General features: G+C 72.2%; 24 protein-coding genes. 17 read left to right on the forward strand and 7 right to left on the reverse strand.

The annotated features are described in order from the left end of the window. Positions 1-42: 42 nt before the first annotated feature. Genes sufD through AC07AW_RS37060 form a run of 6 tightly spaced genes read left to right on the forward strand, consistent with a single transcriptional unit; the run spans position 43 to position 4,386 of the window. Positions 43-1,224 carry a Fe-S cluster assembly protein SufD gene (gene sufD / locus AC07AW_RS37035; RefSeq protein WP_478819850.1) on the forward strand — a complete coding sequence of 394 codons (1,182 nt, stop codon included), beginning with the start codon at positions 43-45 and terminating at the stop codon, positions 1,222-1,224. Beyond that, on the forward strand, positions 1,224-1,541 hold the full coding sequence (locus AC07AW_RS37040; RefSeq protein WP_030322524.1) for a bifunctional 3-phenylpropionate/cinnamic acid dioxygenase ferredoxin subunit: 318 nt from the start codon (positions 1,224-1,226) through the stop codon (positions 1,539-1,541). The genes sufD and AC07AW_RS37040 overlap by 1 nt, the downstream gene beginning before the upstream one ends. Positions 1,542-1,548: 7 nt before the next feature. Next, on the forward strand, positions 1,549-2,313 hold the full coding sequence (gene sufC, locus AC07AW_RS37045; protein ID WP_478819851.1) for a Fe-S cluster assembly ATPase SufC: 765 nt from the start codon (positions 1,549-1,551) through the stop codon (positions 2,311-2,313). Further along, on the forward strand, positions 2,310-3,578 hold the full coding sequence (locus AC07AW_RS37050; protein ID WP_478819852.1) for a cysteine desulfurase: 1,269 nt from the start codon (positions 2,310-2,312) through the stop codon (positions 3,576-3,578). Before sufC ends, AC07AW_RS37050 begins: the two co-directional genes overlap by 4 nt. 11 nt (positions 3,579-3,589) lie before the next feature. Beyond that, positions 3,590-4,051, forward strand: coding sequence for a Fe-S cluster assembly sulfur transfer protein SufU (gene sufU, locus AC07AW_RS37055; RefSeq protein WP_017238621.1), 462 nt, complete (start codon positions 3,590-3,592; stop codon positions 4,049-4,051). Continuing rightward, complete coding sequence (locus AC07AW_RS37060) at positions 4,048-4,386, forward strand: metal-sulfur cluster assembly factor (protein ID WP_030205917.1); 339 nt, start codon at positions 4,048-4,050, stop codon at positions 4,384-4,386. Before sufU ends, AC07AW_RS37060 begins: the two co-directional genes overlap by 4 nt. A 76-nt stretch (positions 4,387-4,462) precedes the next feature. Here the strand turns inward: AC07AW_RS37060 and AC07AW_RS37065 are convergent, their stop codons facing one another. Continuing rightward, positions 4,463-5,512, reverse strand: coding sequence for a DUF7847 domain-containing protein (locus AC07AW_RS37065; protein ID WP_478819853.1), 1,050 nt, complete (start codon positions 5,510-5,512; stop codon positions 4,463-4,465). A gap of 63 nt (positions 5,513-5,575) precedes the next feature. Between AC07AW_RS37065 and AC07AW_RS37070 the strand changes: the two genes are divergently transcribed. The 3 genes from AC07AW_RS37070 to dapD are packed head-to-tail and all read left to right on the forward strand — an operon-like array spanning position 5,576 to position 7,526. Further along, a complete protein-coding gene (locus AC07AW_RS37070; RefSeq protein WP_392153237.1) occupies positions 5,576-5,896 on the forward strand; it encodes a DMT family transporter in 321 nt (106 codons plus the stop codon). Further along, positions 5,896-6,498 carry a TetR/AcrR family transcriptional regulator gene (locus AC07AW_RS37075; protein WP_478819854.1) on the forward strand — a complete coding sequence of 201 codons (603 nt, stop codon included), beginning with the start codon at positions 5,896-5,898 and terminating at the stop codon, positions 6,496-6,498. Before AC07AW_RS37070 ends, AC07AW_RS37075 begins: the two co-directional genes overlap by 1 nt. Before the next feature lie 44 nt (positions 6,499-6,542). Further along, positions 6,543-7,526: a 2,3,4,5-tetrahydropyridine-2,6-dicarboxylate N-succinyltransferase gene (gene dapD, locus AC07AW_RS37080; RefSeq protein WP_478819855.1), complete on the forward strand. Its 984-nt coding sequence runs from the start codon at positions 6,543-6,545 to the stop codon at positions 7,524-7,526. Positions 7,527-7,541: 15 nt separating this feature from the next. Here dapD and AC07AW_RS37085 read toward each other — a convergent pair whose 3' ends face one another. Beyond that, a complete protein-coding gene (locus tag AC07AW_RS37085; protein WP_478819856.1) occupies positions 7,542-8,429 on the reverse strand; it encodes a 4-hydroxy-tetrahydrodipicolinate synthase family protein in 888 nt (295 codons plus the stop codon). Between the two features lie 133 nt (positions 8,430-8,562). Here AC07AW_RS37085 and AC07AW_RS37090 point away from each other — a divergent pair, with 133 nt between their 5' ends. Then, positions 8,563-9,318 (forward strand): SDR family NAD(P)-dependent oxidoreductase, encoded by a 756-nt coding sequence (locus AC07AW_RS37090; RefSeq protein ID WP_478819857.1) that lies wholly within the window; start codon positions 8,563-8,565, stop codon positions 9,316-9,318. 5 nt (positions 9,319-9,323) lie between these two features. Here the strand turns inward: AC07AW_RS37090 and AC07AW_RS37095 are convergent, their stop codons facing one another. Continuing rightward, positions 9,324-9,767 (reverse strand): N-acetyltransferase family protein, encoded by a 444-nt coding sequence (locus tag AC07AW_RS37095; protein ID WP_478819858.1) that lies wholly within the window; start codon positions 9,765-9,767, stop codon positions 9,324-9,326. Between the two features lie 88 nt (positions 9,768-9,855). Between AC07AW_RS37095 and AC07AW_RS37100 the strand changes: the two genes are divergently transcribed. Continuing rightward, complete coding sequence (locus tag AC07AW_RS37100; protein ID WP_478819859.1) at positions 9,856-10,575, forward strand: antibiotic biosynthesis monooxygenase family protein; 720 nt, start codon at positions 9,856-9,858, stop codon at positions 10,573-10,575. A gap of 12 nt (positions 10,576-10,587) precedes the next feature. Here AC07AW_RS37100 and AC07AW_RS37105 read toward each other — a convergent pair whose 3' ends face one another. Further along, positions 10,588-12,426 carry an endonuclease/exonuclease/phosphatase family protein gene (locus AC07AW_RS37105; RefSeq protein WP_478819860.1) on the reverse strand — a complete coding sequence of 613 codons (1,839 nt, stop codon included), beginning with the start codon at positions 12,424-12,426 and terminating at the stop codon, positions 10,588-10,590. Between the two features lie 219 nt (positions 12,427-12,645). Here AC07AW_RS37105 and AC07AW_RS37110 point away from each other — a divergent pair, with 219 nt between their 5' ends. The 4 genes from AC07AW_RS37110 (at position 12,646) to AC07AW_RS37125 (ending at position 17,834) form a co-directional block, all read left to right on the forward strand. Then, entirely contained in the window at positions 12,646-14,115 is a 1,470-nt protein-coding gene (locus AC07AW_RS37110; protein WP_478819861.1) for a hypothetical protein, read from the forward strand. 219 nt (positions 14,116-14,334) lie between these two features. Continuing rightward, positions 14,335-15,759 carry an alkaline phosphatase PhoX gene (locus AC07AW_RS37115; RefSeq protein WP_478819862.1) on the forward strand — a complete coding sequence of 475 codons (1,425 nt, stop codon included), beginning with the start codon at positions 14,335-14,337 and terminating at the stop codon, positions 15,757-15,759. A gap of 72 nt (positions 15,760-15,831) precedes the next feature. Further along, entirely contained in the window at positions 15,832-16,764 is a 933-nt protein-coding gene (locus tag AC07AW_RS37120; RefSeq protein WP_478819863.1) for a GntR family transcriptional regulator, read from the forward strand. 53 nt (positions 16,765-16,817) lie between these two features. Further along, a complete protein-coding gene (locus tag AC07AW_RS37125; RefSeq protein ID WP_478819864.1) occupies positions 16,818-17,834 on the forward strand; it encodes a 1-aminocyclopropane-1-carboxylate deaminase in 1,017 nt (338 codons plus the stop codon). Between the two features lie 27 nt (positions 17,835-17,861). On the opposite strand, the gene AC07AW_RS37130 is transcribed toward AC07AW_RS37125, so the two are convergent. Together AC07AW_RS37130 and AC07AW_RS37135 are read right to left on the reverse strand one after the other, a co-directional pair. Next, positions 17,862-19,094: a TerD family protein gene (locus tag AC07AW_RS37130; RefSeq protein WP_478819865.1), complete on the reverse strand. Its 1,233-nt coding sequence runs from the start codon at positions 19,092-19,094 to the stop codon at positions 17,862-17,864. Between the two features lie 36 nt (positions 19,095-19,130). Further along, complete coding sequence (locus tag AC07AW_RS37135; RefSeq protein WP_392153259.1) at positions 19,131-19,370, reverse strand: hypothetical protein; 240 nt, start codon at positions 19,368-19,370, stop codon at positions 19,131-19,133. Between the two features lie 55 nt (positions 19,371-19,425). Here AC07AW_RS37135 and AC07AW_RS37140 point away from each other — a divergent pair, with 55 nt between their 5' ends. Beyond that, the gene (locus AC07AW_RS37140) at positions 19,426-20,430 is read left to right on the forward strand and encodes an AraC family transcriptional regulator (RefSeq protein ID WP_478819866.1); all 1,005 of its coding nucleotides are present in this window, start codon (positions 19,426-19,428) and stop codon (positions 20,428-20,430) included. Positions 20,431-20,696: 266 nt separating this feature from the next. Here the strand turns inward: AC07AW_RS37140 and AC07AW_RS37145 are convergent, their stop codons facing one another. Beyond that, entirely contained in the window at positions 20,697-21,506 is an 810-nt protein-coding gene (locus AC07AW_RS37145) for an NAD-dependent epimerase/dehydratase family protein (RefSeq protein WP_478819867.1), read from the reverse strand. A gap of 213 nt (positions 21,507-21,719) precedes the next feature. On the opposite strand from AC07AW_RS37145, the gene AC07AW_RS37150 reads away from it, so the two are divergent. After that, positions 21,720-22,652: a 5-dehydro-4-deoxyglucarate dehydratase gene (locus AC07AW_RS37150; protein ID WP_478819868.1), complete on the forward strand. Its 933-nt coding sequence runs from the start codon at positions 21,720-21,722 to the stop codon at positions 22,650-22,652. The last annotated feature ends 63 nt before the right edge of the window (positions 22,653-22,715 follow it).

Raw genomic sequence — 22,715 nt, forward strand, 5'->3', positions numbered from 1 at the left:
CGATTTTCTTTACGTACGCAGGAAGAGAGCAAGACGACAGCCATGGCTGAGGCTCAGAACATCCCGGCGGGCTCCACCACCGCCGGCTCGATCGCGGTGGCCGCCGAGTCCACCGTCGCCACGCGCATGAGCGCGCCCCCGTCCTTCGACGTCGCGGACTTCCCCGTCCCGCACGGCCGTGAGGAGGAGTGGCGGTTCACCCCGCTGGCTCGACTGCGCGGACTCCACGACGGCACCGCCGTCGCCTCCGGCGAGGGCGTCAAGGTCGAGGTCGAGGCCCCCGAGGGCGTCACCGTGGAGACCGTCGGCCGCGACGACGAGCGCCTCGGCAGGGCCGGCACGCCCGTCGACCGCGTCGCCGCCCAGGCGTACTCCTCCTTCGAGAAGGCCGGCGTCATCACGGTCGCCAAGGAGGCGGTGCTCACCGAGCCGATCCGCATCTCCGTGCACGGCCAGGGCGGCGTCGCCTTCGGCCACCAGGTGATCGAGCTCGGCGCCTTCGCCGAGGCCGTCGTGGTCCTCGACCACACCGGTGACGCCGTGCTCGCCGTCAACGTGGACTACGTCCTCGGCGACGGCGCCAAGCTGACCGTCGTCTCCGTCCAGGACTGGGACGAGAACGCCGTCCACGTCGCCCAGCACAACGCGCTGGTCGGCCGCGACGCCTCCTTCAAGTCGGTCGTCGTCACCTTCGGCGGCGACGTCGTCCGCATCCACCCGCGCGTCGACTACGCGGGCCCCGGCGGCGAGGCCGAACTGTTCGGTCTGTACTTCACCGACGCCGGTCAGCACCAGGAGCACCGTCTCTTCGTCGACCACAACACCCCGCACTGCAAGTCCAACGTGGCCTACAAGGGCGCGCTGCAGGGCCAGGACGCGCACGCCGTCTGGATCGGTGACGTGCTCATCCAGGCCGCCGCCGAGGGCACCGACACGTACGAGCTCAACCGGAACCTGGTCCTCACGGACGGCGCCCGGGTCGACTCCGTGCCGAACCTGGAGATCGAGACCGGCGAGATCGCCGGCGCCGGTCACGCCTCGGCCACCGGCCGCTTCGACGACGAGCAGCTCTTCTACCTGATGGCCCGCGGCATCCCGGAGGCCGAGGCCCGCCGCCTCGTCGTCCGCGGCTTCTTCGCGGAGCTCGTCCAGCAGATCGGTCTGCCGGACGTCCAGGAGCGGCTCCTCGCCAAGATCGAGGCCGAGCTGGAGGCCTCCGTCTGATGGCCTTCGTCCGAGTCTGCGCGCTGAGCGAGCTGGAGGCCGACACCCCGAAGCGGGTCGAGGTCGACGGCACGCCGGTGTCGGTCGTGCACACCGAGGGCGAGGTGTTCGCGATCAACGACATCTGCTCGCACGCGAACGTCTCCCTCTCGGAGGGCGAGGTCGAGGACTGCGCGATCGAGTGCTGGCTGCACGGCTCCAGCTTCGACCTGCGCACCGGCAAGCCCTCCGGCCTTCCGGCGACGCGCCCCGTCCCCGTATACCCCGTAAAGATCGAAGGGGACGATGTGCTCGTCTCCGTCACCCAGGAGTCCTGAGTCACCCATGGCTACGCTTGAAATCCACGACCTGCACGTCTCCGTCGAGGCGGAGAACGGCCCCCGCGAGATCCTCAAGGGCGTCGACCTGACCATCAAGCAGGGCGAGACCCACGCCGTCATGGGCCCCAACGGCTCCGGCAAGTCGACCCTGGCGTACTCCCTCGCCGGTCACCCGAAGTACAAGGTCACCGGCGGCACCGTCACCCTCGACGGTGAGGACGTCCTGGAGATGTCGGTCGACGAGCGCGCCCGCGCCGGCGTCTTCCTCGCCATGCAGTACCCGGTCGAGGTCCCCGGCGTCTCGGTCTCCAACTTCCTGCGCACCTCCGCCACCGCCGTCCGTGGCGAGGCGCCCAAGCTGCGCACCTGGGTGAAGGAGGTCAAGTCCGCGATGGAGCAGCTCCAGATGGACCCGGCCTTCGCCGAGCGCAACGTCAACGAGGGCTTCTCCGGCGGTGAGAAGAAGCGCCACGAGATCCTCCAGCTGGAGCTCCTCAAGCCGAAGATCGCGATCCTCGACGAGACCGACTCCGGTCTCGACGTCGACGCCCTGCGCATCGTCTCCGAGGGCGTCAACCGCGTCCGCGAGACCGGTGAGGTCGGCACCCTGCTGATCACCCACTACACGCGCATCCTGCGCTACATCAAGCCCGACTTCGTGCACGTGTTCGCGAACGGCCGCATCGTCGAGTCCGGCGGCGCCGAGCTCGCCGACCAGCTGGAGAACGAGGGCTACGACAAGTACGTGAAGGGTGGCGCATCCGCGTGACTTCTGCCCATCAGGGGCTCTCCGGCCTCCTCGACACCGAGGCGATCCGCAAGGACTTCCCGCTCCTGGATCGCGTGGTCCACGACGGCAAGAAGATCGTGTACCTCGACTCCGCGGCGACCTCCCAGAAGCCGCGCCAGGTCCTCGACGCGCTCAACCAGTACTACGAGCGTCACAACGCCAATGTCCACCGCGGCGTCTACACGGTCGCCGAGGAGGCGACGGCGCTGTACGAAGGCGCCCGTGACAAGGTCGCGGCCTTCATCAACGCGCCGAGCCGCGACGAGGTGATCTTCACCAAGAACGCCTCCGAGTCGCTCAACCTCGTGGCCAACATGCTGGGCTGGGCCGACGAGCCCTACCGCGTGGACCACGAGACCGAGATCGCCATCACGGAGATGGAGCACCACTCCAACATCGTGCCGTGGCAGCTGCTCTCGCAGCGCACGGGCGCGAAGCTGAAGTGGTTCGGCCTCACCGACGACGGCCGGCTCGACCTCTCGAACATCGAAGAGGTCATCACCGAGAAGACGAAGATCGTCTCCTTCACGCTGGTCTCGAACCTGCTGGGCACGATCAACCCGGTGGAGACGATCATCCGCCGCGCCCAGGAGGTCGGTGCGCTCGTCTGCATCGACGCCTCCCAGGCGGCCCCGCACATGGTCCTGGACGTGCAGGCGCTCCAGGCCGACTTCGTGGCCTTCACCGGCCACAAGATGTGCGGCCCGACCGGCATCGGCGTGCTGTGGGGACGGCAGGAGCTCCTGGAGGACCTCCCGCCCTTCCTCGGCGGCGGCGAGATGATCGAGACCGTCTCGATGCACTCCTCGACGTACGCGCCGGCCCCGCACAAGTTCGAGGCGGGTACGCCCCCGATCGCCCAGGCCGTCGGCCTCGGCGCGGCCGTGGACTACCTGTCGGCGATCGGCATGGAGAACATCGCGCGCCACGAGCACGCGATCACCGAGTACGCCGTCCGGCGCCTCCAGGAGGTCCCGGACCTGCGGATCATCGGCCCCACCACGGCCGAGGACCGCGGCGCGGCGATCTCCTTCACGCTGGGCGACATCCACCCGCACGACGTGGGCCAGGTCCTCGACGAGCAGGGCATCGCGGTCCGGGTCGGCCACCACTGCGCGCGGCCGGTCTGCCTGCGGTACGGAATTCCCGCGACCACGCGAGCGTCGTTCTATCTGTACTCCACTCCGGCCGAGGTCGACGCCCTGGTCGAGGGGCTGGAGCACGTCCGTAACTTCTTCGGCTAGGGGAACGGCTCGTGAAGCTGGATTCGATGTACCAGGACGTCATCCTGGACCACTACAAGCACCCGCACGGGCGCGGTCTTCGGGACGGCGACGCCGAGGTGCACCACGTCAACCCGACGTGCGGCGACGAGATCACGCTCCGCGTGAAGTACGACGGCTCGCGCATCGAGGACGTGTCGTACGAGGGCCAGGGCTGCTCCATCAGCCAAGCCTCGGCCTCCGTCCTCAACGAGCTGCTCGTCGGCAAGGAGCTGGCCGAGGCGCAGAAGATCCAGGGCACCTTCCTGGAGCTGATGCAGTCCAAGGGTCAGATCGAGCCCGATGACGCCATGGAGGAGATCCTGGAGGACGCTGTCGCGTTCGCCGGGGTCTCCAAGTACCCGGCCCGTGTGAAGTGCGCGCTGCTCAGCTGGATGGCGTGGAAGGACGCGACCGCCCAGGCGCTGGGTGACGCGGAGAGGAAGTCGGCATGACCGAGAACGCCGAGGCCACGATGAAGCCGGCCTCCGAGGAAGAAGTCCGTGAGGCCCTGTACGACGTCGTCGACCCCGAGCTGGGCATCGACGTCGTCAACCTGGGCCTGATCTACGGCATCCACATCGACGACTCGAACGTCGCGACGCTGGACATGACCCTGACGTCGGCGGCCTGCCCGCTGACCGATGTGATCGAGGACCAGGCGAAGTCCGCGACGGACGGCATCGTCAGCGAGCTGAAGATCAACTGGGTCTGGATGCCCCCGTGGGGCCCGGACAAGATCACGGACGACGGCCGCGAGCAGCTTCGCGCGCTCGGCTTCAACGTCTGATCGCAGGAGTACACGAGAACGGCCGCGCCCTTCGGGGCGCGGCCGTTCTCGTCTCTCGGCGCAGACCTGCCGCGTCTCAGTACAGACCTGCCGCGCGGGCCAGTTCCGGGGCGAGGTTCTCCTTGCGGATGCGCTGGTCGACGTAGAGCAGGGCGGTGACCAGGGGCGGGAAGACGGAGACGATGCCCTGGCTGATCAGCTGGCCCACGGCGAGGACGCCGAAGAGGACCAGGAAGGAGGCGATCAGGGCGTTGGGATCGTCGCCGGAGAAGTCCGTCGTCGCCAGCGGTGCCGAGAGCGCCAGGGAGAGGATCTGCTGGATCAGCCAGCTCACCATGGAGGCCAGGGCGCCGGCGGCGAGCAGGTAGCCGAAGGTGCGCCACCAGGCGCCCCGGACGAGGGACGAGGAGCGGCGCATCGAGGCGAGGGCGCCCTGGCCCTCGATCACCGCCGCCGCCGGGGCCAGGCTGAACTTCACCCAGATCCAGAGCGCGAGCGGCAGGGTGACCGTCGCACCGGCGAGCGCCAGGAACGGCGCGATCAGCGGGCCGGTCCGCATCGCGAGCAGCGCCACGGTCAGGGCGACGAATCCCCCCAGGAAGAGCGCGGCCGGGAGCAGCAGCGCCAGCGAGGTCAGCACCACGGTGCCGAACACGGCCGGCACCCGGGACCAGGACCGGCGCCAGATCGCGCCGAAGGTGGTGGGCCGGCCGAGGACCGCCTCCTGGACCACGGCCGGGCAGGCGGCCGCCACCACGATGGTGGCGGCCATGATCGTGATCATGGCGACGGCCCAGACGCAGACGAAGGCGACGAGTAGCGGGCGGACGTCCTCCCACGGGGGCTCCTGGCCCTCCGGCAGGTCGAACACGGCGGGGAAGCGGTCGCCGACGGCCGCGTATCCGATGCCGACGGCCGCGCCGACGATCAGGGTCGCGCCGCCGTAGACGGCTCCCGCGACCCCGAGCAGCTGCTTCCAGTAGCGGCCGAGCGTGGCGAAGGCGCCGGTCAGGATCGTGCTGAAACCGAGCGGCGCCAGGGGTATCACGCCGGGCTTCGGCGGCGGGGGCGGCGGCGGGTAGCCGTAGCCGTAGGGCGGTCCCGGGGGACCAGGGGGGTACGTCATGCGGGACACCGTATCGGGCAGCGATGTGTACGCCCGTACGCAACCGTGTGTACGCTCGTACGCATGGGTTACGGACTCCTTGCGGGCGCCATCGCGGCGGAGATACTCGCCACCACCTCGATGAAGTACAGCGAGGGCTTCACCAGGCTCTGGCCCTCCCTCGTCACCGGCGCGGGCTATCTCATCGCCTTCGCGCTCCTCGCGCAGGCCCTCAAGACCCTCCAGGTCGGCACCGCCTACGCCATCTGGTCCGGGGTCGGCACCGCCGCCGTCGCCGTCATCGGCTTCCTCTTCCTCGGCGAGAGCCTCAACCCCGCCAAGATCGCCGGAATCGTCCTCATCATCGCGGGCGTCGCCGTCCTCAACCTCGGCGGCGCGCACTGATGGCCCGGGCCCGGCGGTACGACCCCGACCGGCGCGAGCGGATCGTCGACGCCGCCCTCACCGTCGTCGGGCGCGCCGGCATCGGGGGCCTGAGCCACCGCACGGTGGCTGCCGAGGCCGACGTGCCGCTCGGCTCCACCACGTACCACTTCGCCTCCCTCGACGAACTCCTCGTCGCGGCGCTCCGCAAGGCCAACGAGGGCTTCGGACGGCTGCTCCGGGAGCACCCCGCCCTCACCGATCCGGACCTCGGCCTCGCCACCGCCGTCGCCCGGCTCCTCGGGGAGTGGCTGGGCGGCGAACGCGCGCGCGTGGAGCTGGAGTACGAGCTCTACCTCGCCGCCCTGCGCCGCCCCGCCCTGCGCCCGGTCGCCGCCGAGTGGACCGAGTCCGTCGTCGCCGCCCTGGCCCACCGCACCGACCCCGCCGGCGCCCGGGCCCTGGTCGCCGTCATGGACGGCATCTGCCTCCAGGTCCTGCTCACCGACGGCACCTACGACGAGGAGTTCGCGCGGGTGATCCTCGCGCGGGTCCTGAACGAAGGACCGAATCCGCCGCTCGTGGCCTCGTCGGAATCGCCGACGGACTCGACCGACACCTGAGACCGGTTGGCCCGGGCGGGGGCCCGCCGGTTAGGTTTTCCGTCATGACCACTGCTCCTCGCACCACCGGCGCCGTCGCCGCCGGCCTCGCCACCATCGCCGGCGACGGCACCGTTCTCGACACCTGGTTCCCCGCCCCCGAGCTCACCGAAGCGGCCGGCCCCGCCGGCACCGAGCGTCTCAGCCCCGACGAGGCCGTCAACGCCCTCGGTGAAGGCGCCGCCAAGGCCCTCGGCGTGGACGCCCGCCGTGGCGTCGAGGTGGTCGCCGTCCGCACCGTCATCGCCTCGCTCGACGAGAAGCCGCTCGACGCCCACGACGCCTACCTCCGCCTCCACCTGCTGAGCCACCGGCTGGTCAAGCCGCACGGCCAGAGCCTGGACGGCGTCTTCGGCCTGCTCGCCAACGTCGCCTGGACCTCGTTCGGCCCGGTCGCCGTCGACGACATCGAGAAGGTCCGGCTCAACGCCCGCGCCGAGGGCCTGCACCTCCAGGTGACCTCGATCGACAAGTTCCCCCGCATGACCGACTACGTCGTGCCCGCCGGGGTCCGCATCGCCGACGCCGACCGCGTCCGCCTCGGCGCCCACCTCGCCGCCGGCACCACCGTCATGCACGAGGGCTTCGTCAACTTCAACGCCGGCACCCTCGGCACCTCGATGGTCGAGGGCCGCATCTCGGCCGGCGTCGTCGTCGGCAACGGCTCCGACATCGGCGGCGGCGCCTCCACCATGGGCACCCTCTCCGGCGGCGGCAACGTCGTCATCTCCATCGGCGAGCGCTGCCTGATCGGCGCCGAGGCGGGCGTCGGCATCGCGCTCGGCGACGAGGTCGTCGTCGAGGCCGGTCTCTACGTCACCGCCGGCACCCGGGTCACCCTGCCCGACGGCCAGATCGTGAAGGCCCGCGAGCTCTCCGGCGCCTCGAACATCCTCTTCCGCCGCAACTCGGTCACCGGCGCCGTCGAGGCCCGCCCGAACAACGCGGTCTGGGGCGGCCTGAACGACATCCTGCACAGCCACAACTGAGCCGGTGACTCCGCGTCAGCGGAACGCGGAGTCCGCCCGGACCAGCGCCTCGTGCGCCGCCCGCAGCCCGTCGGCCGTCTCCCGGTCGGCGGGCTGCAGCGGTTCGCGCACCGGGCCGCCGAGGAGCGCCTTCACGGTCACCGTGCCCGGCAGGCCCGAGGCCATCATCAGCTCGGCCAGCGGCAGCGCCAGGGCGTTGAGCCGGGCCGCGCCCGCGGTGTCGCCCGCGTCGAAGGCGTCGAGGACGGCCCGGAGCCCGCGGGGCACCACGTTGGCCACCGTGCTGACGTAGCCGGCGCCGCCCACCGCGTACAGCGGCAGGTTCAGCTCCTCGCAGCCCGAGTAGTACGCGAGCCCCGTCTCCGCGATCAGCCGGGCCGAGCCGAGCAGGTCGTACGAGCAGTCCTTCACCGCCACGATCCGCGGGTGCCGGGCGAGCCGCCGCATCGTCGCGGGCTCGACCCGGGTGCCGGTGCGGCCCGGGATGTCGTACACCATCACCGGAAGACCGGTCGCGTCCGCGACCTTCAGGAAGTGCGCCTCGACGGCCGCCTGCGGGGGACGGCTGTAGTACGGGGTGACGACGAGCAGCCCGTCCGCCCCCGCCGCCTCGGCCTGCCGGGCGAGCTCCGCGGTGTGCAGGGTGTCGGCGGTGCCCACCCCCGCGAGGACCGAGGGACCGGGGCCGACCGCCTCCCGGACGGCGCGGACGAGCGCGGCCTTCTCGGCGTCGCCGGTGGTGGGGGACTCGCCCGTCGTGCCGTTGAGGACCAGGCCGTCGCAGCCCTCCCCGACGAGCCGGACGGCGAGCTTCCGCGCCGCGTCGAGGTCGAGCGCGCCGGCGGGGGTGAACGGGGTGACCATCGCGCAGAGAGCGCGGCCGAAGGGGCGTCCAGTGTTCATCCGAGCAGTCTGTGCGCGAGCGACCGTGAAGGTCCACTTAGATCTGCTTGGTTCGAGAATTCAGTTTCTGTGAACGATGGCTGTCTGGCATGATCGGCCGGGCGCGACAGGGGGACATGGAGAACAGCACAGCATGAGCGCACACCACACGGCCGCCGAACAGCGCGTCGCACTCGTCACCGGCTCGTCCTCGGGCATCGGGGCGGCCGTCGCCCGCCGCCTCGCCGAGGCCGGCTACCGGGTCGTCGTCAACTCCGGGCGGTCGGTCGAAGCGGGCGAGGCCCTCGCCGCCGAACTGCCGGACGCCGTCTACGTACAGGCCGACGTCTCCGACGAGACCCAGGCCGCAGCCCTCGTCGCGGCCGCCGTCGAGGCCTACGGCCGCCTCGACCTCCTCGTCAACTGCGCGGGCACCACCCGCTTCATCCCGCACGACGACCTCGAAGCCGCCTCGCCCGAGGTCTGGCGCCACCTCTACGACGTCAACGTCATCGGCGTCTGGCAGACCGTCACCGCCGCCGTCCCGCACCTGCGGAAGACCCGCGGCACCATCGTGACGATCTCCTCCCAGGCCGGCGTCCGGCCGGGCGGCAGCTCCATCCCGTACTCCGTCTCCAAGGCCGCCGTCAACCACATGACGAAGCTCCTCGCCAAGACCCTCGGCCCCGACATCCGCGTCAACGCGGTCGCGCCCGGCCTCATCGACACCCCCTGGTTCGACGGGGTGGCGGGCGCCGACGCCGCCAAGGAGCACGTCGCCGGCGTCGTCCCGCTGCGCCGGGTCGGCCGCCCCGAGGACATCGCCGGGGCCGTCTTCGACCTCGCCCACGCCTCGTACATCACCGGCGAGGTGCTCCTCGTCGACGGCGGCGGACACCTGCTCGGGTAGACCGGCTAGAGCGCCAGCTTGAAGCCGTCGTGGCTGCGCGCGAAGCCCAGCGAGGCGTAGAAGCGGTGGGCCTCCGTCCGCTGCTTGTTGCTGGTCAGCTGGACGAGCGCGCAGCCGCGCTCCTTCGCACGCGCCACGGCCCGCTCCATCAGCTCCCGGCCCAGCCCGCCGCCGCGCCGGTCGGCCCTGATCCGGACCGCCTCGATCAGGGCCCGCTCGGCGCCGCCCTTGCCGAGCCCCGGGATGTACGTGGCCTGGAGGCAGCCCAGGACGAGGTCACCGTCCACCAGGACGAGCATCTCGTTGCGCGGATCGCCCTCGATGGACGCGAAGGCCCGCTCGTACGCCTCGGTGACGAGGACCGACGCGGGGTCCACGACCCGGTCCTCGTCGGCGAGCAGGGCGAGGACGGCGGGCAGTTCGGCGCGGGTGGCGGGGCGAAGGATCATGGCGCGAAGTCTCCCACGGAGAAGACCCTTGACCTCAACCATGGTTGAGGGAGGACGGTGGAACCACCCGAGGAACAGGAGACCCACCATGAACGCCGTCGCGCACCCCGATGCCCGCCCCGACCTCCACCGCCCCGGAGTCGGCGCCGTCCTCGTCAGCACCTGGAGGGTCGGCACCCCCGAGCGCCAGCGCGCCGCCGTCGAGGCCATCCGGACGGCCTGGGAGAGCCGCGCATGGCCGGACCTCGGCCTGCTCTCGTACAGCGTCCTCGCCGGGACCGACGGGGACACGCTGCTGCACTACTCGCAGTGGACCGGGCAGAAGGCCTACGACGACTTCGTCCGCACCTACCGCGACGACCGGAACGCCGAGATCGACGCCGCCGTGCCCGGCATCGAGCGGGTGGAACTCCGCCGCTACGGGCCGATCCACCGCTCCACCGTCCGCGGCGCGACGAGCACGGGGGAGCTGCCCGGTGTCGTCGTCATCGTCGAGGCGGACTTCGACGGGGCCGGGTCCGACGCGGGGCACCGGGAGGACTGGGTGGACGGTGTGTTCGCCGCCCTGGACGAGGACGCGGCGACGCGGCCGGCGCCCGGCGGGATCAGCGGCCAGTTCCATCTGTCCGTCGACGGCGGCCGGGTCCTGAACTACGCCGAGTGGGAGAGCGAGCAGGCCCATGTGGACTGGCTGGCGGACGACGCCCCGCTCAGCGAGGCCTGGAGGAGGGTCCAGCACGACCCGCGGCTCGTGGGCGGGCGGGTGCGGCGGTACACGCCCGCGCTCAGCCTGAGCGCGGGCGTGTGACGCGGCGGGCCGTCAGGGGCGGAAGCGCAGGACCTGGGGGTCGTGGTCGCTGTCCTGGTCGGCGAACTCGGCGTTGATGTGGACGCTGTCGTACTCGAAGTGGTGGACGCCCGGGCTGGTCAGGATCTGGTCGAGGACCTGGCTGTTGCCCTGGTACACGTACGAGTAGCGCTCGCTGAGCGGCAGCGACTTCACGGCCGGGTACAGCGCGCCGCCGTCCGTCATCGCCTGCGTGGTGCCGGAGAACTCGAAGTCGTTCATGTCGCCGACCACGAGCACGTCCGCCTGCTTGTCGACGGCCTCGATGTCCTTGACGAAGGCGTTGACGGCCTGCGCCTGGAGCAGTCGCTTGGCCTCGGAGGAACGGTTCGGCGGCTGGTGGTGGGAGACGATCGACTCGTCGCCGCCCTTCGAGGTGAGGTGGTTCGCGACCACGATCACCGTGCGGCCGCGGAAGCGGAACTCGCCCGCGAGCGGCTTGCGGCTGCTCTCCCAGGCGGAGTTCGCCGGGTCGATGCGGCCGGGGGACAGGGTGAGGTGGGCGTCGCCCTTCTCACCGGTGACCGCGACCGGGGTGGTCGCGTCGCCGCCCGCGCGGTCCACGAAGGAGACCCGCTCGGGGTTGAAGAGGAAGACCTGACGGATGTTGCCGCCGGGCTCGCCGCCGTCCTTGCCGTTCTGCGGGTCGATCGAGCGCCACTCGTACGCCGGTCCGCCGGCCGCCACGATCGCGTCCGTGAACTTCTTCACCGTCACGTCGGCGGCGACGGTGCCGTCGTTCTTGGCGCCGTTGTTGTCCTGGATCTCCTCCAGGGCGACGATGTCGGGCGAGGCGAGGTTCTCGACGACCGCCTTCGCGAGCGAGTCGAACTTCTCCTGCGGGTCGGTCGGGTCGAGGTTCTCGACGTTGTACGTCGCCACGGCCAGCTCGTTCTTGTGCTGCCTGTCCGTGGTCTCGCGCTCCAGGCCCTCGTCGACGACCGTGCCGAGGGTGCGGGCGGTCAGCGTGTAGCCGCCGAACTGGTTGAAGTCGAGCGGGCCCTCGGTGGTGCCGGTCAGCCGGTCGCCCACGTTCGCCTTCGGGAACGGCTGCTGGGCCAGCGGGGTCAGCGACTGGATCTGGAGCCGGCCGGTGTTCTGGGACTCGTACGAGCCGTACACCGTGCCGCCGCGCTCGTTGTCGTTCTCCCAGGGCTTCACCGTCACCCAGAGCTCGGCGTACTCGTCGGTCCGCCCGACCACCCGCGAGGAGTCGATCCGGACGTTCGTGCCCTCCAGGGACTCGTAGTAGTCCAGGGCGTACGTCTCGGGGTCCAGGGCCAGGCCGTTGATCGAGCCGCCGGCGGCCGGGTCGCCCTCGGGGGTGTACTCGTCGGGGACGGACCAGCCGGAGATCGTCACCGGAGCCGGGACGGGGTTGCCCTTCGAGACGACGGTGACGACGGGCTTGGAGATCTGGGTCAGCGACTGGTTGCCGGAGTTCAGGCCGCCGGGGACGTACTCGGTGACCGTGCCGTTCAGGCTGACCGCGTCGCCGACGGCGACGGTCGGGACGGAGCTGGTGAAGACGAAGATGCCCTCGCTGGTGGCCGCGTCGTCGTCGGCCTGCGGGTCCTGGATCCAGAATCCGCGCGATCCGTAGGTGCGGACGCCGGTGACGATGCCCGTGACGCCGGTGACCTGCTTGCCGACGAGGGGGGAGACGCGCGTCGTGCCCTGGATGTCGTGGATGCGGACGCCGGCGGTGGCGTCCTCCGCGGCGGCGTTCGCCGAACCCGCGAGCAGACCGGAGGCGAGGGCGGCGGCGACGACGGCGGAGACCGCGGCGGATCTCGGTATGGAGGAAGACATCAGAGGCTCCGGGGGGTGCTTGGAGGATCGGCAGATGGATCTACGCGCGTCAATCTCTTGTGCGAGCAGTGCACTTGTCAAGAGTCGACGGGTGTACGAAGGCTGACGGATCCGTGAACCGGCGGACGGGGTCCCGGATGCGTCTACCCTGAGGACCGCTCTCCGAGCCCCTTCACCTTCACCCGATTCACCCACGTACGCGTCGAGGAGACCCCCCAGATGTCAGAGCACCCCACCCTTCCCCCCGTTCGGCTGCGTGCGGACGCGGAGCTGGCGCGGGACGCCCTGGCCGCCCCCCTCCTCGCCCAGGCCGTACGGCTCGCCCGCTGGGCCGGGCCCGAGACCCGGGTCGACGCGGGCGGCGAACTCGTCGACGAACAACTCCCCGAGGCCGCCGAGCTCCTGGGACTCGCCGACGACGAGGACGGCGAGACGTGGGCCGGCGACGCCTGGCGGCTCGCCGTCGACACCGGACTCGTCGCCGTCGAGGACGGGGAGGCCTCGGAGGGCGCCGAGAACGAGGACCTTCCCGGGCGGGCCGGGCCCGGGGAGAACCTCGCGCTGGTCACGGGCGGTTCGCCGCAGGACGTCCTCGCGCTCTGGCTGGACGGCTTCGACGCCGTGTTCGCCGACGCCGTCGCGCCCGTGCTCGACGACCTGGACGCGATCGTCGGCGAGGACGGCGAGATCGACATCGAGGCGCTCGATTGGGACCCCGAGGCGGAGGCCGAGTTCCTGGAGGGCGTCCTCGGCAACCTCTACCTCCTGACCGTCAGCGAGGGCGGCGCCGGCGAAGGCCCCGTACCGCTGCCCGCGCTCGCCGCCTCGATGGTCGTCCCCGACGACATGGGCGAGCCCACCGACGACGTCCTGGAGCAGGTCTCGGACGCGATGATGCGGCTCGACGAGCAGTTCCGGCTGCTCGAACCGATCGGGCTCGTCGAGTACCAGCCCGTCGACGAGGCCCTGATGGCCGAGGAGGGCGAGGAGCCCGCGCCGCCCGTCGACGACGAGGACGTCAGCCGCTACGGCATGGTCCGGCTCACCCCGCTCGGGCTCTACGGCGTCCGCGCCCGGATGCTGGAGGCGGGGGTGGACGCGCCCGCCGTCGGCGACCTGACGGACAAGGGCGCCGACGCCCTCCTCGACGGAATCGCCGGCTACCCGGCCGCCGCGGCCCGCGAGGAGACCGCCGCGTGGCTGGCCGGCCGCGACGCGCTCGGCGCGGCACGCGAGCTGCTGTACGCCGCGCGGGGCTCCGACGCGGGCTCCCCGCTCCGCCGCCTCCACTGCCAGCAGACGCTCTCCCTGGTCGGCGCCGAGGCGGAGCCCGCCGTCCGGGAGGTCCTCGACGACGCGGAACTCGGCGGCCTCGCCCGGGTCTGGCTCGCGGAGCGCGGCGCGGTGGACGTGCCCGCGCCGCCGGAGTCGATGATCTTCTGGCTGGCCATCGACACGATCGCCGCCCAGCTCGACTCGGACGGGGACCTGGAGGAGCTCCAGGAACTGATCGAGGGCCTGGCCGGCCGCCACAGCGGCTTCTTCGAGGCGGCCTGGCGGGTGGAACACCCGGCGACGGCGGAGGTCCTGGAGGCGATGGGCCGCCTGCACCGCGACAAGGCGGCGGCGAAGGAGGCCCGCAAGGCGGCCTTCAAGGCACGCTCCCGGGCGGGGTCGGCTGGGGCCTGACGGGGCCTGCTCCCGCGAGGCGTCGCGGCCTGAATCGGGCCCCCGGGTGGCCGGGCCGGGACGCCCCGCGCGGGGTCGGCAGGCGCCTGACGCCGGGCGACAGGCAGGCACGCCTCGTGCGGGATGCCCGGTGGTGTTCCCGTGGTGTTCAGGCGGTGTTCTCGGCGGCACGGGAGGGTGGCCCGCGAGAATCGGCCATCACAGGGAGACCCCACCACCATGCCGCTCAACCGCAGAGAGTTCACCAAGCAGTCCGCCGTCGCCGGTGCGGGCCTCGCCCTCACCGGTGTCGTCGGGGCTCTCGCCACCGCTCCCGAGGCGCTCGCCTCCGACGAGCCGGAGGCGTTCGGGGCCGGCCACGGGCACGGCCACGAGCTCGGGTACGGGCCGCTCGTCGCCGACCCCGACGGCATGCTCGCCCTGCCCGAGGGGTTCTCGTACCGCGTCGTCACCCACAGCGGCGTGACCCGCCTGGAGTCCGGCGAGTTCACGCCCTCCAACCACGACGGCACCGCCGCCTTCGCCGGCCCGCGCGGCGCCACGTACCTGGTCAACAACCACGAGCTCAAGGGCCCCCGCGCCAAGTGGGAGCACCCCGTCCCGCTCGCCGAGGGCCTCGTCTACGACCCGGCCGCGGCCGGCGGCTGCACCGTCGTCGAGGTGCACCGCGACGGCACCGTCGCCGAGTGGGTCGGCATCGCCGGCACCTCCACCAACTGCGCCGGCGGCCGCACCGCCTGGGGCACCTGGCTGACCGGCGAGGAGACCGAGGACCTGGCCGGCAAGAACGGCATGACCAAGGACCACGGCTACATCTTCGAGGTCGACCCGCGCGACGTCCGCGCCAACCTCGACCCGAAGCCGGTCAAGGCCTTCGGCCGGTACGCCCACGAGGCCGTCGTGATCGACCCCAAGCACGGCCACGCCTACCTCACCGAGGACGCCTCCGGCCCCAACGGGCTGCTCTTCCGCTGGGTGCCGCCGCAGGACTTCGAGCACGGCCGCGGCAAGCTCCGTACCCTCGCCGACGACGCCGGTGTGCTCCAGGCCTTCAAGTGCATCGACGCCTCGGGCCGCTTCGTGGACGACCTGTCCCGCGCCACCCGGATCGGCACCGTCTACGGCGTCGACTGGGTCGACGTCCCCGACCGCGACGCCCGCACCACCCCCGTCCGCAAGCAGTTCACCGACGGCCAGGTCACCCGCGCCCGCAAGCTGGAGGGCATGTGGTGGGCCGACGGCGGCGCCTACGTCGTCTCCTCCTACGCGCGCGAGGAGAGCCCCGGCACCGCGCACGACGGCCAGGTCTGGTTCTACGACCCCAAGCGCCGCACCCTCACCCTCAAGGTGCTCCTCGGGGTGAACACGGCCCCGGACGAGGACGGCGCCTTCGACGGCCCCGACAACATCACCGTCTCCCCGTACGGCGGGCTCGTCATCGCCGAGGACGGCGAGGGCGTCCAGCACCTCTTCGGCGCGACGGACTCCGGCCGCACCTACCCGATCGCCCGCAACGACCTCAACGACAGCGAGTTCACCGGCGTCGTCTTCTCGCCCGACGGCGACACGCTGTTCGCCAACATCCAGACGCCGGGCATCATGGTCGCGATCACCGGCCCCTGGCGCCGCCAGCCCCGTCGCTGAGCCAAGGGAGGCCGCTGAGGCCGAAACTGATCTCTGGTCAGCTCCATGGACTGACATCTAACATGTCAGTCCATGGACGCACTGCGGCCCGTGGGCCGGACCCTGCTGCGTGACCGGGCGTACGAGGCGCTGCGCGAGGCCATCGTGCGCGGTGACCTCGCGCCCGGCGCCTCGCTCAAGGACGCCGATCTCGCCGACCGCCTCGGGCTCTCGCGCGCACCCGTGCGCGAGGCCCTGGCCCGGCTCGGCGACGAGGGGCTCGTCGAGTCCAAGCCCCAGAGCTACACCCGGGTCACCCGGCCCGTCAGCCGGGTCGTCCGGGACGCCGCCTCGGTGGTGCGGGTGATGCACGAGCTGGCCGCCAGGACCGGCGTCCCGCTGCTCGGCCCCGAGGGCATCCGGACGATGCGCGAGGCCAACGAGCGCTTCGCCGCGGCCGTCCGCGCCTCCGACGTCGAGGCCGCGCTCCGCGCCGACGACGAGCTCCACGAGGTCCTCGTCGTCGCCAGCGGCAACCACGCCGCCGCCGCCACGATCGCGCGCTACACCCCCCTGATCCGCCGCGTCGAGCGGCGCCTCTTCGGCGACGCCGGAAGCTGCGGATCGGCCGAACTGCACGCCCGGCTCATCGAGGCGTGCGCGGCGGGGGACGCGGAGGCGGCGGTGCGGGTCACCACGGAGATCTGGGCGGCCCTGGAGCAACTCGCGGACGACGCCATCGAGGTGGCCGAGGTCACCGGCATCCCTGCGGCGCCGTCCTCGGGGGCCGGGGAGATCGCGGGCGGGAGGCCCTCCGGGGCCTGCGGGCCCGGCGTCGGGGAGCCCGCGCAGGCGAAGCCCTCCGCAGCCGGGGACCGGGCGGGAGAGGAGGCCGTGCTCGTGGAGCCTGCGCCCGGGGAGGCCGTGCCCATGGAGCCCGCGCCCGTGGAGCCCGTGCCCGTAGAGGCCGGGCACGTGGAGCCCGCGCCTGTGGAGCCGGCACCAGGGGAGCCCTCGGCTCCGTAGGTCCGCAGCGCGTCCAGGATCTTCGACCGTCGTCGCACTCACCGGGAGCCGCTTTGCCGATCACCGACTTCGACCGCTACCCGCTGCTCTTCGGGCCCTCCCCGGTCCACTCGCTCGAACGGCTCACCCATCACCTCGGCGGCGCCGCCCTCTGGGCCAAGCGCGAGGACTGCAACTCCGGTGTCGCGTACGGCGGGAACAAGACCCGCAAGCTGGAGTACCTGGTCGCCGACGCCCTCGCGCAGGGCTGCGACACCCTCGTCTCCATCGGCGGGGTCCAGTCCAACCACACCCGCCAGGTCGCCGCCGTCGCCGCCCGCGCCGGCCTCAAGTGCGTCCTCGTCCAGGAGAGCTGGGTCGACTGGCCCGACTCCGTCTACGACAAGGTCGGAAACATCCTCATCAGCCGCCTCGCGGGCGCCGACGTGCGCCTGGTGAAGGCCGAATTCGGCATCGGCTTCAAGGAGAGCTGGGAGCAGGCCCTGCGGGAGGTCGAGGAGGGCGGCGGGAAGCCGTACGCGATCCCGGCGGGCGCCTCCGACCACCGCCTCGGCGGCCTCGGCTTCGCGAACTGGGCGTACGAGGTGGCCGAGCAGGAGCGGGAGCTCGGCGTCTTCTTCGACACGGTCGTCGTCTGCTCGGTGACCGGCTCCACTCAGGCCGGCATGGTCGCGGGCTTCGCCGCGCTCGCCGAGGAGGGCGGCCCGGCCCGCCGGATCATCGGGATCGACGCCTCGGCGAAGCCCGTACAGACGCACGAGCAGATCACCCGGATCGCCCGGGACACCGCCGCCCTCATCGGCGTCGAGCGCGAGGTGACGGTGGCCGACGTCGAGCTGGACGAGCGCTACCACGCCGGGGTGTACGGCGTCCCGGACGAGACCACCCTCGACGCGATGCGGCTCGCCGCCCGCACCGAGGGCATGGTCACCGACCCCGTCTACGAGGGGAAGTCGATGGCGGGTCTGGTCGATCTGGTGGGCCGGGGAGAGATCGGCCGGGACTCGACCGTGCTCTACGCCCACCTCGGCGGCCAGCCCGCCCTCAACGCCTACAGCGCGCTGTTCTGAGGTCCGCAGCGCGCGCTTCTCCGAGGCCTACAGCGCCTGGGCGGCCGGCTTCACCATGCCCCGGACGGTCCGCGACTTCACGAACTCGCCCATCGCCGTCATCTCCCACTCGCCGGAGAACTGCTTGATCAGCTTGGCCATCATCACGCCGGTCTGGGGCTCGGCGGAGGTGAGGTCGAAGCGGACCAGCTCCTCGCCCGTCGCCGCGTCGATCAGCCGGCAGTAGGCCTTGGCGACCTCGGTGAACTTCTGGCCGGAGAAGGAGTTGACCGTGAAGACCAGGCCGGTGGCGTCGGCGGGGAGCCGGCCGAGGTCGACCGTGATCACCTCGTCGTCGCCGGCGCCCTCGCCGGTGAGGTTGTCGCCGGAGTGCTTGACCGAGCCGCCCAGGATGGTCAGCTTGCCGAAGTAGCAGCTGTCCAGGTGGTTGCGCTGCGGACCGTACGCGATGACGGAGGCGTCCAGGTCGATGTCCTTGCCCCGGTAGGCGGGCTCCCAGCCGAGGCCCATCTTGACCTGGGAGAGCAGCGGGCGGCCGCCCTTGACCAGGGACACCGTCTGGTTCTTCTGGAGGCTGACCCGGCCCTTGTCGAGGTTGATCTTGCCCGTGGAGACGGGGGCGGCGGCCGGGGCCGGCGGCACCGGGGCCGCGATGCGCGGGTCGACCGGGGCGACGGGCGGCGCGGGCGGCACCGGCGGGGCGACGGGGGCCGGGGCGACCGGCGCCGGCGCGACCGGGGCGGGGGTGGCGGCGGGCTCGTCGTCCACCGAGACGCCGAAGTCGGTCGCGATGCCGGCGAGCCCGTTCGCGTACCCCTGGCCCACCGCGCGGGCCTTCCACGCGCCGTTGCGCAGATAGATCTCGACGACCACGAGCGCCGTCTCCGTGGCCAGCTGCGGCGGCGTGAACGTGGCGATCACGGAGCCGTCGTCCGCGTTGCGGAGGGTGGCCGTGGGCTCGATGCCCTGGAAGGTCTGGCCGGCGGCGTCCGGGCTCGCGGTGACGACGATCCTCTCGATGCCGGCGGGCAGGGCGCCGGTGTCCACCAGGATCGCGTCGGGCGCGGCCCCGCCGCCGGAGCGGTAGGTGACACCGGGCCCGGCCGGCTGGTTGTAGAAGATGAAGTCGTCGTCCGAGCGCACCTTGCCGTTGGCGCCGAGCAGCAGGCCCGAGACGTCGAGCCGCACGGGGGCGGCCACGTCCACCGCCACGCGCGCGGCGGTGAGAGGGATGTTCGAGCCGGGGGTCATAGCGGTCATGCCAGGGCTAACGATCCGGCCCCCTTTGCCGTTCCCTTACCCGCGACCGGTTCGGCCACCCTGGTTACGCGGGTGGCTCCTGGCCTGCCGTTCGTTCCCGAAGCGGTACGAGCCCGTCCAGCGGGCCATGACCAGCTGGGCGTCGCCCGCCTCCACCTCCGCCAGGAACTTCCCGGCCCGCCCACCGCGCAGCACGCCCGCGGCGCGGCCCTGGTGGGTGAGGACGACGGAGCCGTCGCGACGCTGCTCGTAGGCGAATCCATGGGGTCGTGGCATGCCGCGCATCCTGCCGTTCCCGGTCAGATCCGTCATATGAATATTCTTGTGGCCCATGGGGAGTGTGGGGGCCGCGCGCGGCGCGGGTGCTGAGGGCGGGAACTCGTTCCGGACGGACGACGTGGACGAGGCGCGCGAGGAGCTCGACGCGCGGTACTACGCGAACCGCATGGCCGTCGTCGACCGGGAGCGGCGGCCCTTCGCGGCCCGCTTCGACACCGTGACGCTCGGGCCGCTGGTCATCGGCGACCTCAGCTGCGGCGCCGATGTGCGGATGAGCTTCGGCGAGCTCGGCGCGTACCACCTGAACGCGCCGCTGAGCGGGAGGATGGAGATCCGCCAGGGCGGCGGCTCCCCGATCGTCGCGACGGCGAGCGAGGCGCTGCTGCTCGACCCGGCCGGGGACACCTTCCTCGACCGCTGGACCGGGGACTGCCGGAGCCTGTCCGTGAAGGTCGGGGCGGCCGAGCTGCGCGAGCGCCTCGAACAGCTGATGGGCCGGGCGCCGCGCGGCCCGCTCGTCTTCGCACCCCACCTGGACATCACGCGCGGCCCCGGCCTCAGCTGGGTGCGCTTCGCCCGCCAGGTCGCCGCCGAGGCGCTCGCCGGGGAGGGGCTCGCCACGCACGAGCTGGTCGCGCGGCCCCTGCAGGAGGCGCTGCTCAACGGGCTGCTCCTGGCCGCCGAGCACCCCTGGCGCGAGGCGCTCGCCCACCCGGGGGAGGCGCTGCGCCCGGCCCCGGTCAAGCGCGCGATGGACGCGGTGCGGGAGCGCCCGGAGCACCCGTTCACGACCACCGAACTCGCCGCCCTGGGCCGGGTGAGCGTCCGCCGCCTCCAGGAGTCCTTCCGGGAGTACGTGGGGATGTCGCCGATGGCGTACGTGCGGGAGGTGCGGCTCGACCGGGTCCGCGAGGAGCTGCGGGCGGCCGCGCCGGACGAGGTGAGCGTGAGCGAGGTGGCCTGGCGCTGGGGCTTCGCCCATCAGGGGCGGTTCGCGGCCCGCTACCGGGAGAAGTTCGGCGAGTCCCCGTCCCGGACGCTCAGAGCGGGCGCCTGACCGGGAACAGCAAGCGGGCGCCCGACCGGGAACGGGGGCGGGCGCCCCACCGGGAGGGGCGCAGGGGGCGCGTCTGCACCCGCTTCTTTGCGCCAACCCACCGCGCAATCCGGACAGGTGTCGCGTTCCGTGGCTCGCGATGATCTTCGGCCGCGCCTACGGTGAGCTGGTCACGTGCGCCGAGGCGCACGGTGACCCGGGCCCCGGCCGGCTCCCCCGTATCAGTCCGGCCGGGTCCTGCGTATCCCCAGTGCGGTGCGGCCCGTTCAGTGCGGCCAGCGGGGCGGGTCCACGCAGAAGTGGCCGCCCAGGTAGAGGTCGTCGGCGCTGCCCTCCGCCGGGAGGCCCTTCTCGGCGATCAGCTTCTCCGCGTACGCCTCCGAGTCGTCCTGCGGCGCGTAGCCGAGCGCCCGGGCCGTGGAGAGGTCCCACCACGCGCGCGTGTTGGCGGAGGAGCCGTACACGACCGTGTGGGCCACGTCCTCGGCGGTGAGCGCGGCGTGCAGGAGGCGGGCGCAGTCGGCGGGACTGAGCCACATCGAGAGCATCCGTACCGAGGTGGGCTCCGGGAAGCAGGAGCCGATGCGGAGGGAGACGGTCTCGACGCCGTGCAGGTCCCAGTAGAGCTGGGCCAGGTCCTCGCCGAAGCACTTGGAGAGGCCGTAGAAGGTGTCGGGCCGGTGCGGGGTGCCGACCGGGATCGGCGGCTCGCCGTCGCGCGGGCGCCGGGTGAAGCCGACGGCGTGGTTGCTGGAGGCGAAGACGACGCGCCGGACGCCCTCCTCGCGGGCGGCCTCGTAGAGGTGGTGCGTGCCGGTGATGTTGGCGGCCAGGATCTTCTCGAAGTCGGCCTCCAGGGAGATGCCCGCCAGGTGCACGATCGCGTCGACGCCCCGGACCGCCTCGCGCAGTGCGGCGCGGTCCGCGAGGTCGGCGACGATCGCGTCGGGAGCCCCCTGCACGGGCTGGACGTCCAGGAGGCGGAGCTCGTAGCCGTACGGGGGCAGCAGCTCCCGCATCAGCGTGCCGACGCCCCCGGCGGCGCCGGTGAGCAGGACGGTGCGGGGTGCGGTCATGGAGCGGGTCTCCTCCGTCGAGTACCAGTCACTTGAGTGTCGTTCACAACCGTGGACACGCTAGGGAGGCGTCCGACGGAGCGTCAAGATCCTTGACGGAGGTGGGCAATCGCCTTGACCGGCCGATCGGCGCTGCTCTAGCGTGCGTGAGGTCAGCGTTCATGCATATGGATGAAAGTCATAACTGTGCACGACGGACTCCTGGGAGCGCCCGTGACCACTGCCCCGCTCGCCGGCCGCCTCGACGGCCTGCTGTTCTTCCCCGTCACCGCCTTCGCACCCGACGGCTCCGTCGATCTCGACACCTTCCGCGCCCACGTCCGCGCCGGCGTCGACGCGGGCGCCGCGGCCGTCTTCGCCTGCTGCGGCACCGGCGAGTTCCACGCCCTCACCCCCGAGGAGTTCCGGGACTGCGTCGCCGCCGCCGTCGAGGAGACCGCCGGACGCGTCCCCGTCGTCGCCGGCGCCGGCTACGGCACCGCCCTCGCCGTCCGGTACGCGCGCCTGGCCGAGGAGGCCGGCGCCGACGGGCTCCTCGCCATGCCCCCGTACCTCGTCGTCGCCGACCAGGCCGGGCTGCTCCGCCACTACACCGAACTCGCCGCCGCCACCTCGCTCGACGTCATCGTCTACCAGCGGGACAACGCGGTCCTCACCCCCGACACCGCCGTCGCCCTCGCCCGCACCGACGGCATCATCGGCCTCAAGGACGGCCTCGGCGACCTCGGCCTCATGCAGCGGATCGTCAGCGCCGTCCGCGCCGAAGGGCTCGACCTGCTCTACTTCAACGGCCTGCCGACCGCCGAACTCACCGGCGCCGCCTACCGGGGCATCGGTGTCACCCTCTACTCCTCCGCCGTCTTCTGCTTCGCCCCCGACCTCGCCCTCGCCTACCACCGCGCCCTCGCCTCGGGCGACGACACCACCGTCAACCTGCTCGTCGACGGCTTCTACCGGCCGTTCGTCGAGCTCCGTGCCCAGGGCAGGGGATACGCCGTCTCGCTCGTCAAGGCGGCGGTACGGATGGAGGGCCTCGACGTCGGCCCGGTGCGGCCCCCGCTCAGCGAGCCCGCCCCCGAGCACCTCGACGCGCTCGCCCGGCTCGTCGAGCGCGGCCGCGCCCTGGTGAAGGAGCTCGGCGCGTGAGCACGAGCCGCGGGAGCGCGGGAAGCACGAGCCCCGGGAGCGCGGGGAGCACGAGAGCCGGGA

It is taken from the genome of Streptomyces sp. NPDC044003 (genome assembly GCF_056435185.1).

Excerpts from the sequence above, each read along its gene's own strand:
- sufD (WP_478819850.1), top strand. The coding sequence starts at position 43 with ATGGCTGAGGCTCAGAACATCCCGGCGGGCTCCACCACCGCCGGCTCG.
- AC07AW_RS37040 (WP_030322524.1), top strand. The coding sequence starts at position 1,224 with ATGGCCTTCGTCCGAGTCTGCGCGCTGAGCGAGCTGGAGGCCGACACC.
- sufC (WP_478819851.1), top strand. The coding sequence starts at position 1,549 with ATGGCTACGCTTGAAATCCACGACCTGCACGTCTCCGTCGAGGCGGAG.
- AC07AW_RS37060 (WP_030205917.1), top strand. The coding sequence starts at position 4,048 with ATGACCGAGAACGCCGAGGCCACGATGAAGCCGGCCTCCGAGGAAGAA.
- AC07AW_RS37065 (WP_478819853.1), bottom strand. The coding sequence starts at position 5,512 with ATGACGTACCCCCCTGGTCCCCCGGGACCGCCCTACGGCTACGGCTAC.
- AC07AW_RS37070 (WP_392153237.1), top strand. The coding sequence starts at position 5,576 with ATGGGTTACGGACTCCTTGCGGGCGCCATCGCGGCGGAGATACTCGCC.
- AC07AW_RS37075 (WP_478819854.1), top strand. The coding sequence starts at position 5,896 with ATGGCCCGGGCCCGGCGGTACGACCCCGACCGGCGCGAGCGGATCGTC.
- dapD (WP_478819855.1), top strand. The coding sequence starts at position 6,543 with ATGACCACTGCTCCTCGCACCACCGGCGCCGTCGCCGCCGGCCTCGCC.
- AC07AW_RS37085 (WP_478819856.1), bottom strand. The coding sequence starts at position 8,429 with ATGAACACTGGACGCCCCTTCGGCCGCGCTCTCTGCGCGATGGTCACC.
- AC07AW_RS37090 (WP_478819857.1), top strand. The coding sequence starts at position 8,563 with ATGAGCGCACACCACACGGCCGCCGAACAGCGCGTCGCACTCGTCACC.
- AC07AW_RS37095 (WP_478819858.1), bottom strand. The coding sequence starts at position 9,767 with ATGATCCTTCGCCCCGCCACCCGCGCCGAACTGCCCGCCGTCCTCGCC.
- AC07AW_RS37100 (WP_478819859.1), top strand. The coding sequence starts at position 9,856 with ATGAACGCCGTCGCGCACCCCGATGCCCGCCCCGACCTCCACCGCCCC.
- AC07AW_RS37105 (WP_478819860.1), bottom strand. The coding sequence starts at position 12,426 with ATGTCTTCCTCCATACCGAGATCCGCCGCGGTCTCCGCCGTCGTCGCC.
- AC07AW_RS37110 (WP_478819861.1), top strand. The coding sequence starts at position 12,646 with ATGTCAGAGCACCCCACCCTTCCCCCCGTTCGGCTGCGTGCGGACGCG.
- AC07AW_RS37115 (WP_478819862.1), top strand. The coding sequence starts at position 14,335 with ATGCCGCTCAACCGCAGAGAGTTCACCAAGCAGTCCGCCGTCGCCGGT.
- AC07AW_RS37120 (WP_478819863.1), top strand. The coding sequence starts at position 15,832 with ATGGACGCACTGCGGCCCGTGGGCCGGACCCTGCTGCGTGACCGGGCG.
- AC07AW_RS37130 (WP_478819865.1), bottom strand. The coding sequence starts at position 19,094 with ATGACCGCTATGACCCCCGGCTCGAACATCCCTCTCACCGCCGCGCGC.
- AC07AW_RS37135 (WP_392153259.1), bottom strand. The coding sequence starts at position 19,370 with ATGCCACGACCCCATGGATTCGCCTACGAGCAGCGTCGCGACGGCTCC.
- AC07AW_RS37140 (WP_478819866.1), top strand. The coding sequence starts at position 19,426 with ATGGGGAGTGTGGGGGCCGCGCGCGGCGCGGGTGCTGAGGGCGGGAAC.
- AC07AW_RS37145 (WP_478819867.1), bottom strand. The coding sequence starts at position 21,506 with ATGACCGCACCCCGCACCGTCCTGCTCACCGGCGCCGCCGGGGGCGTC.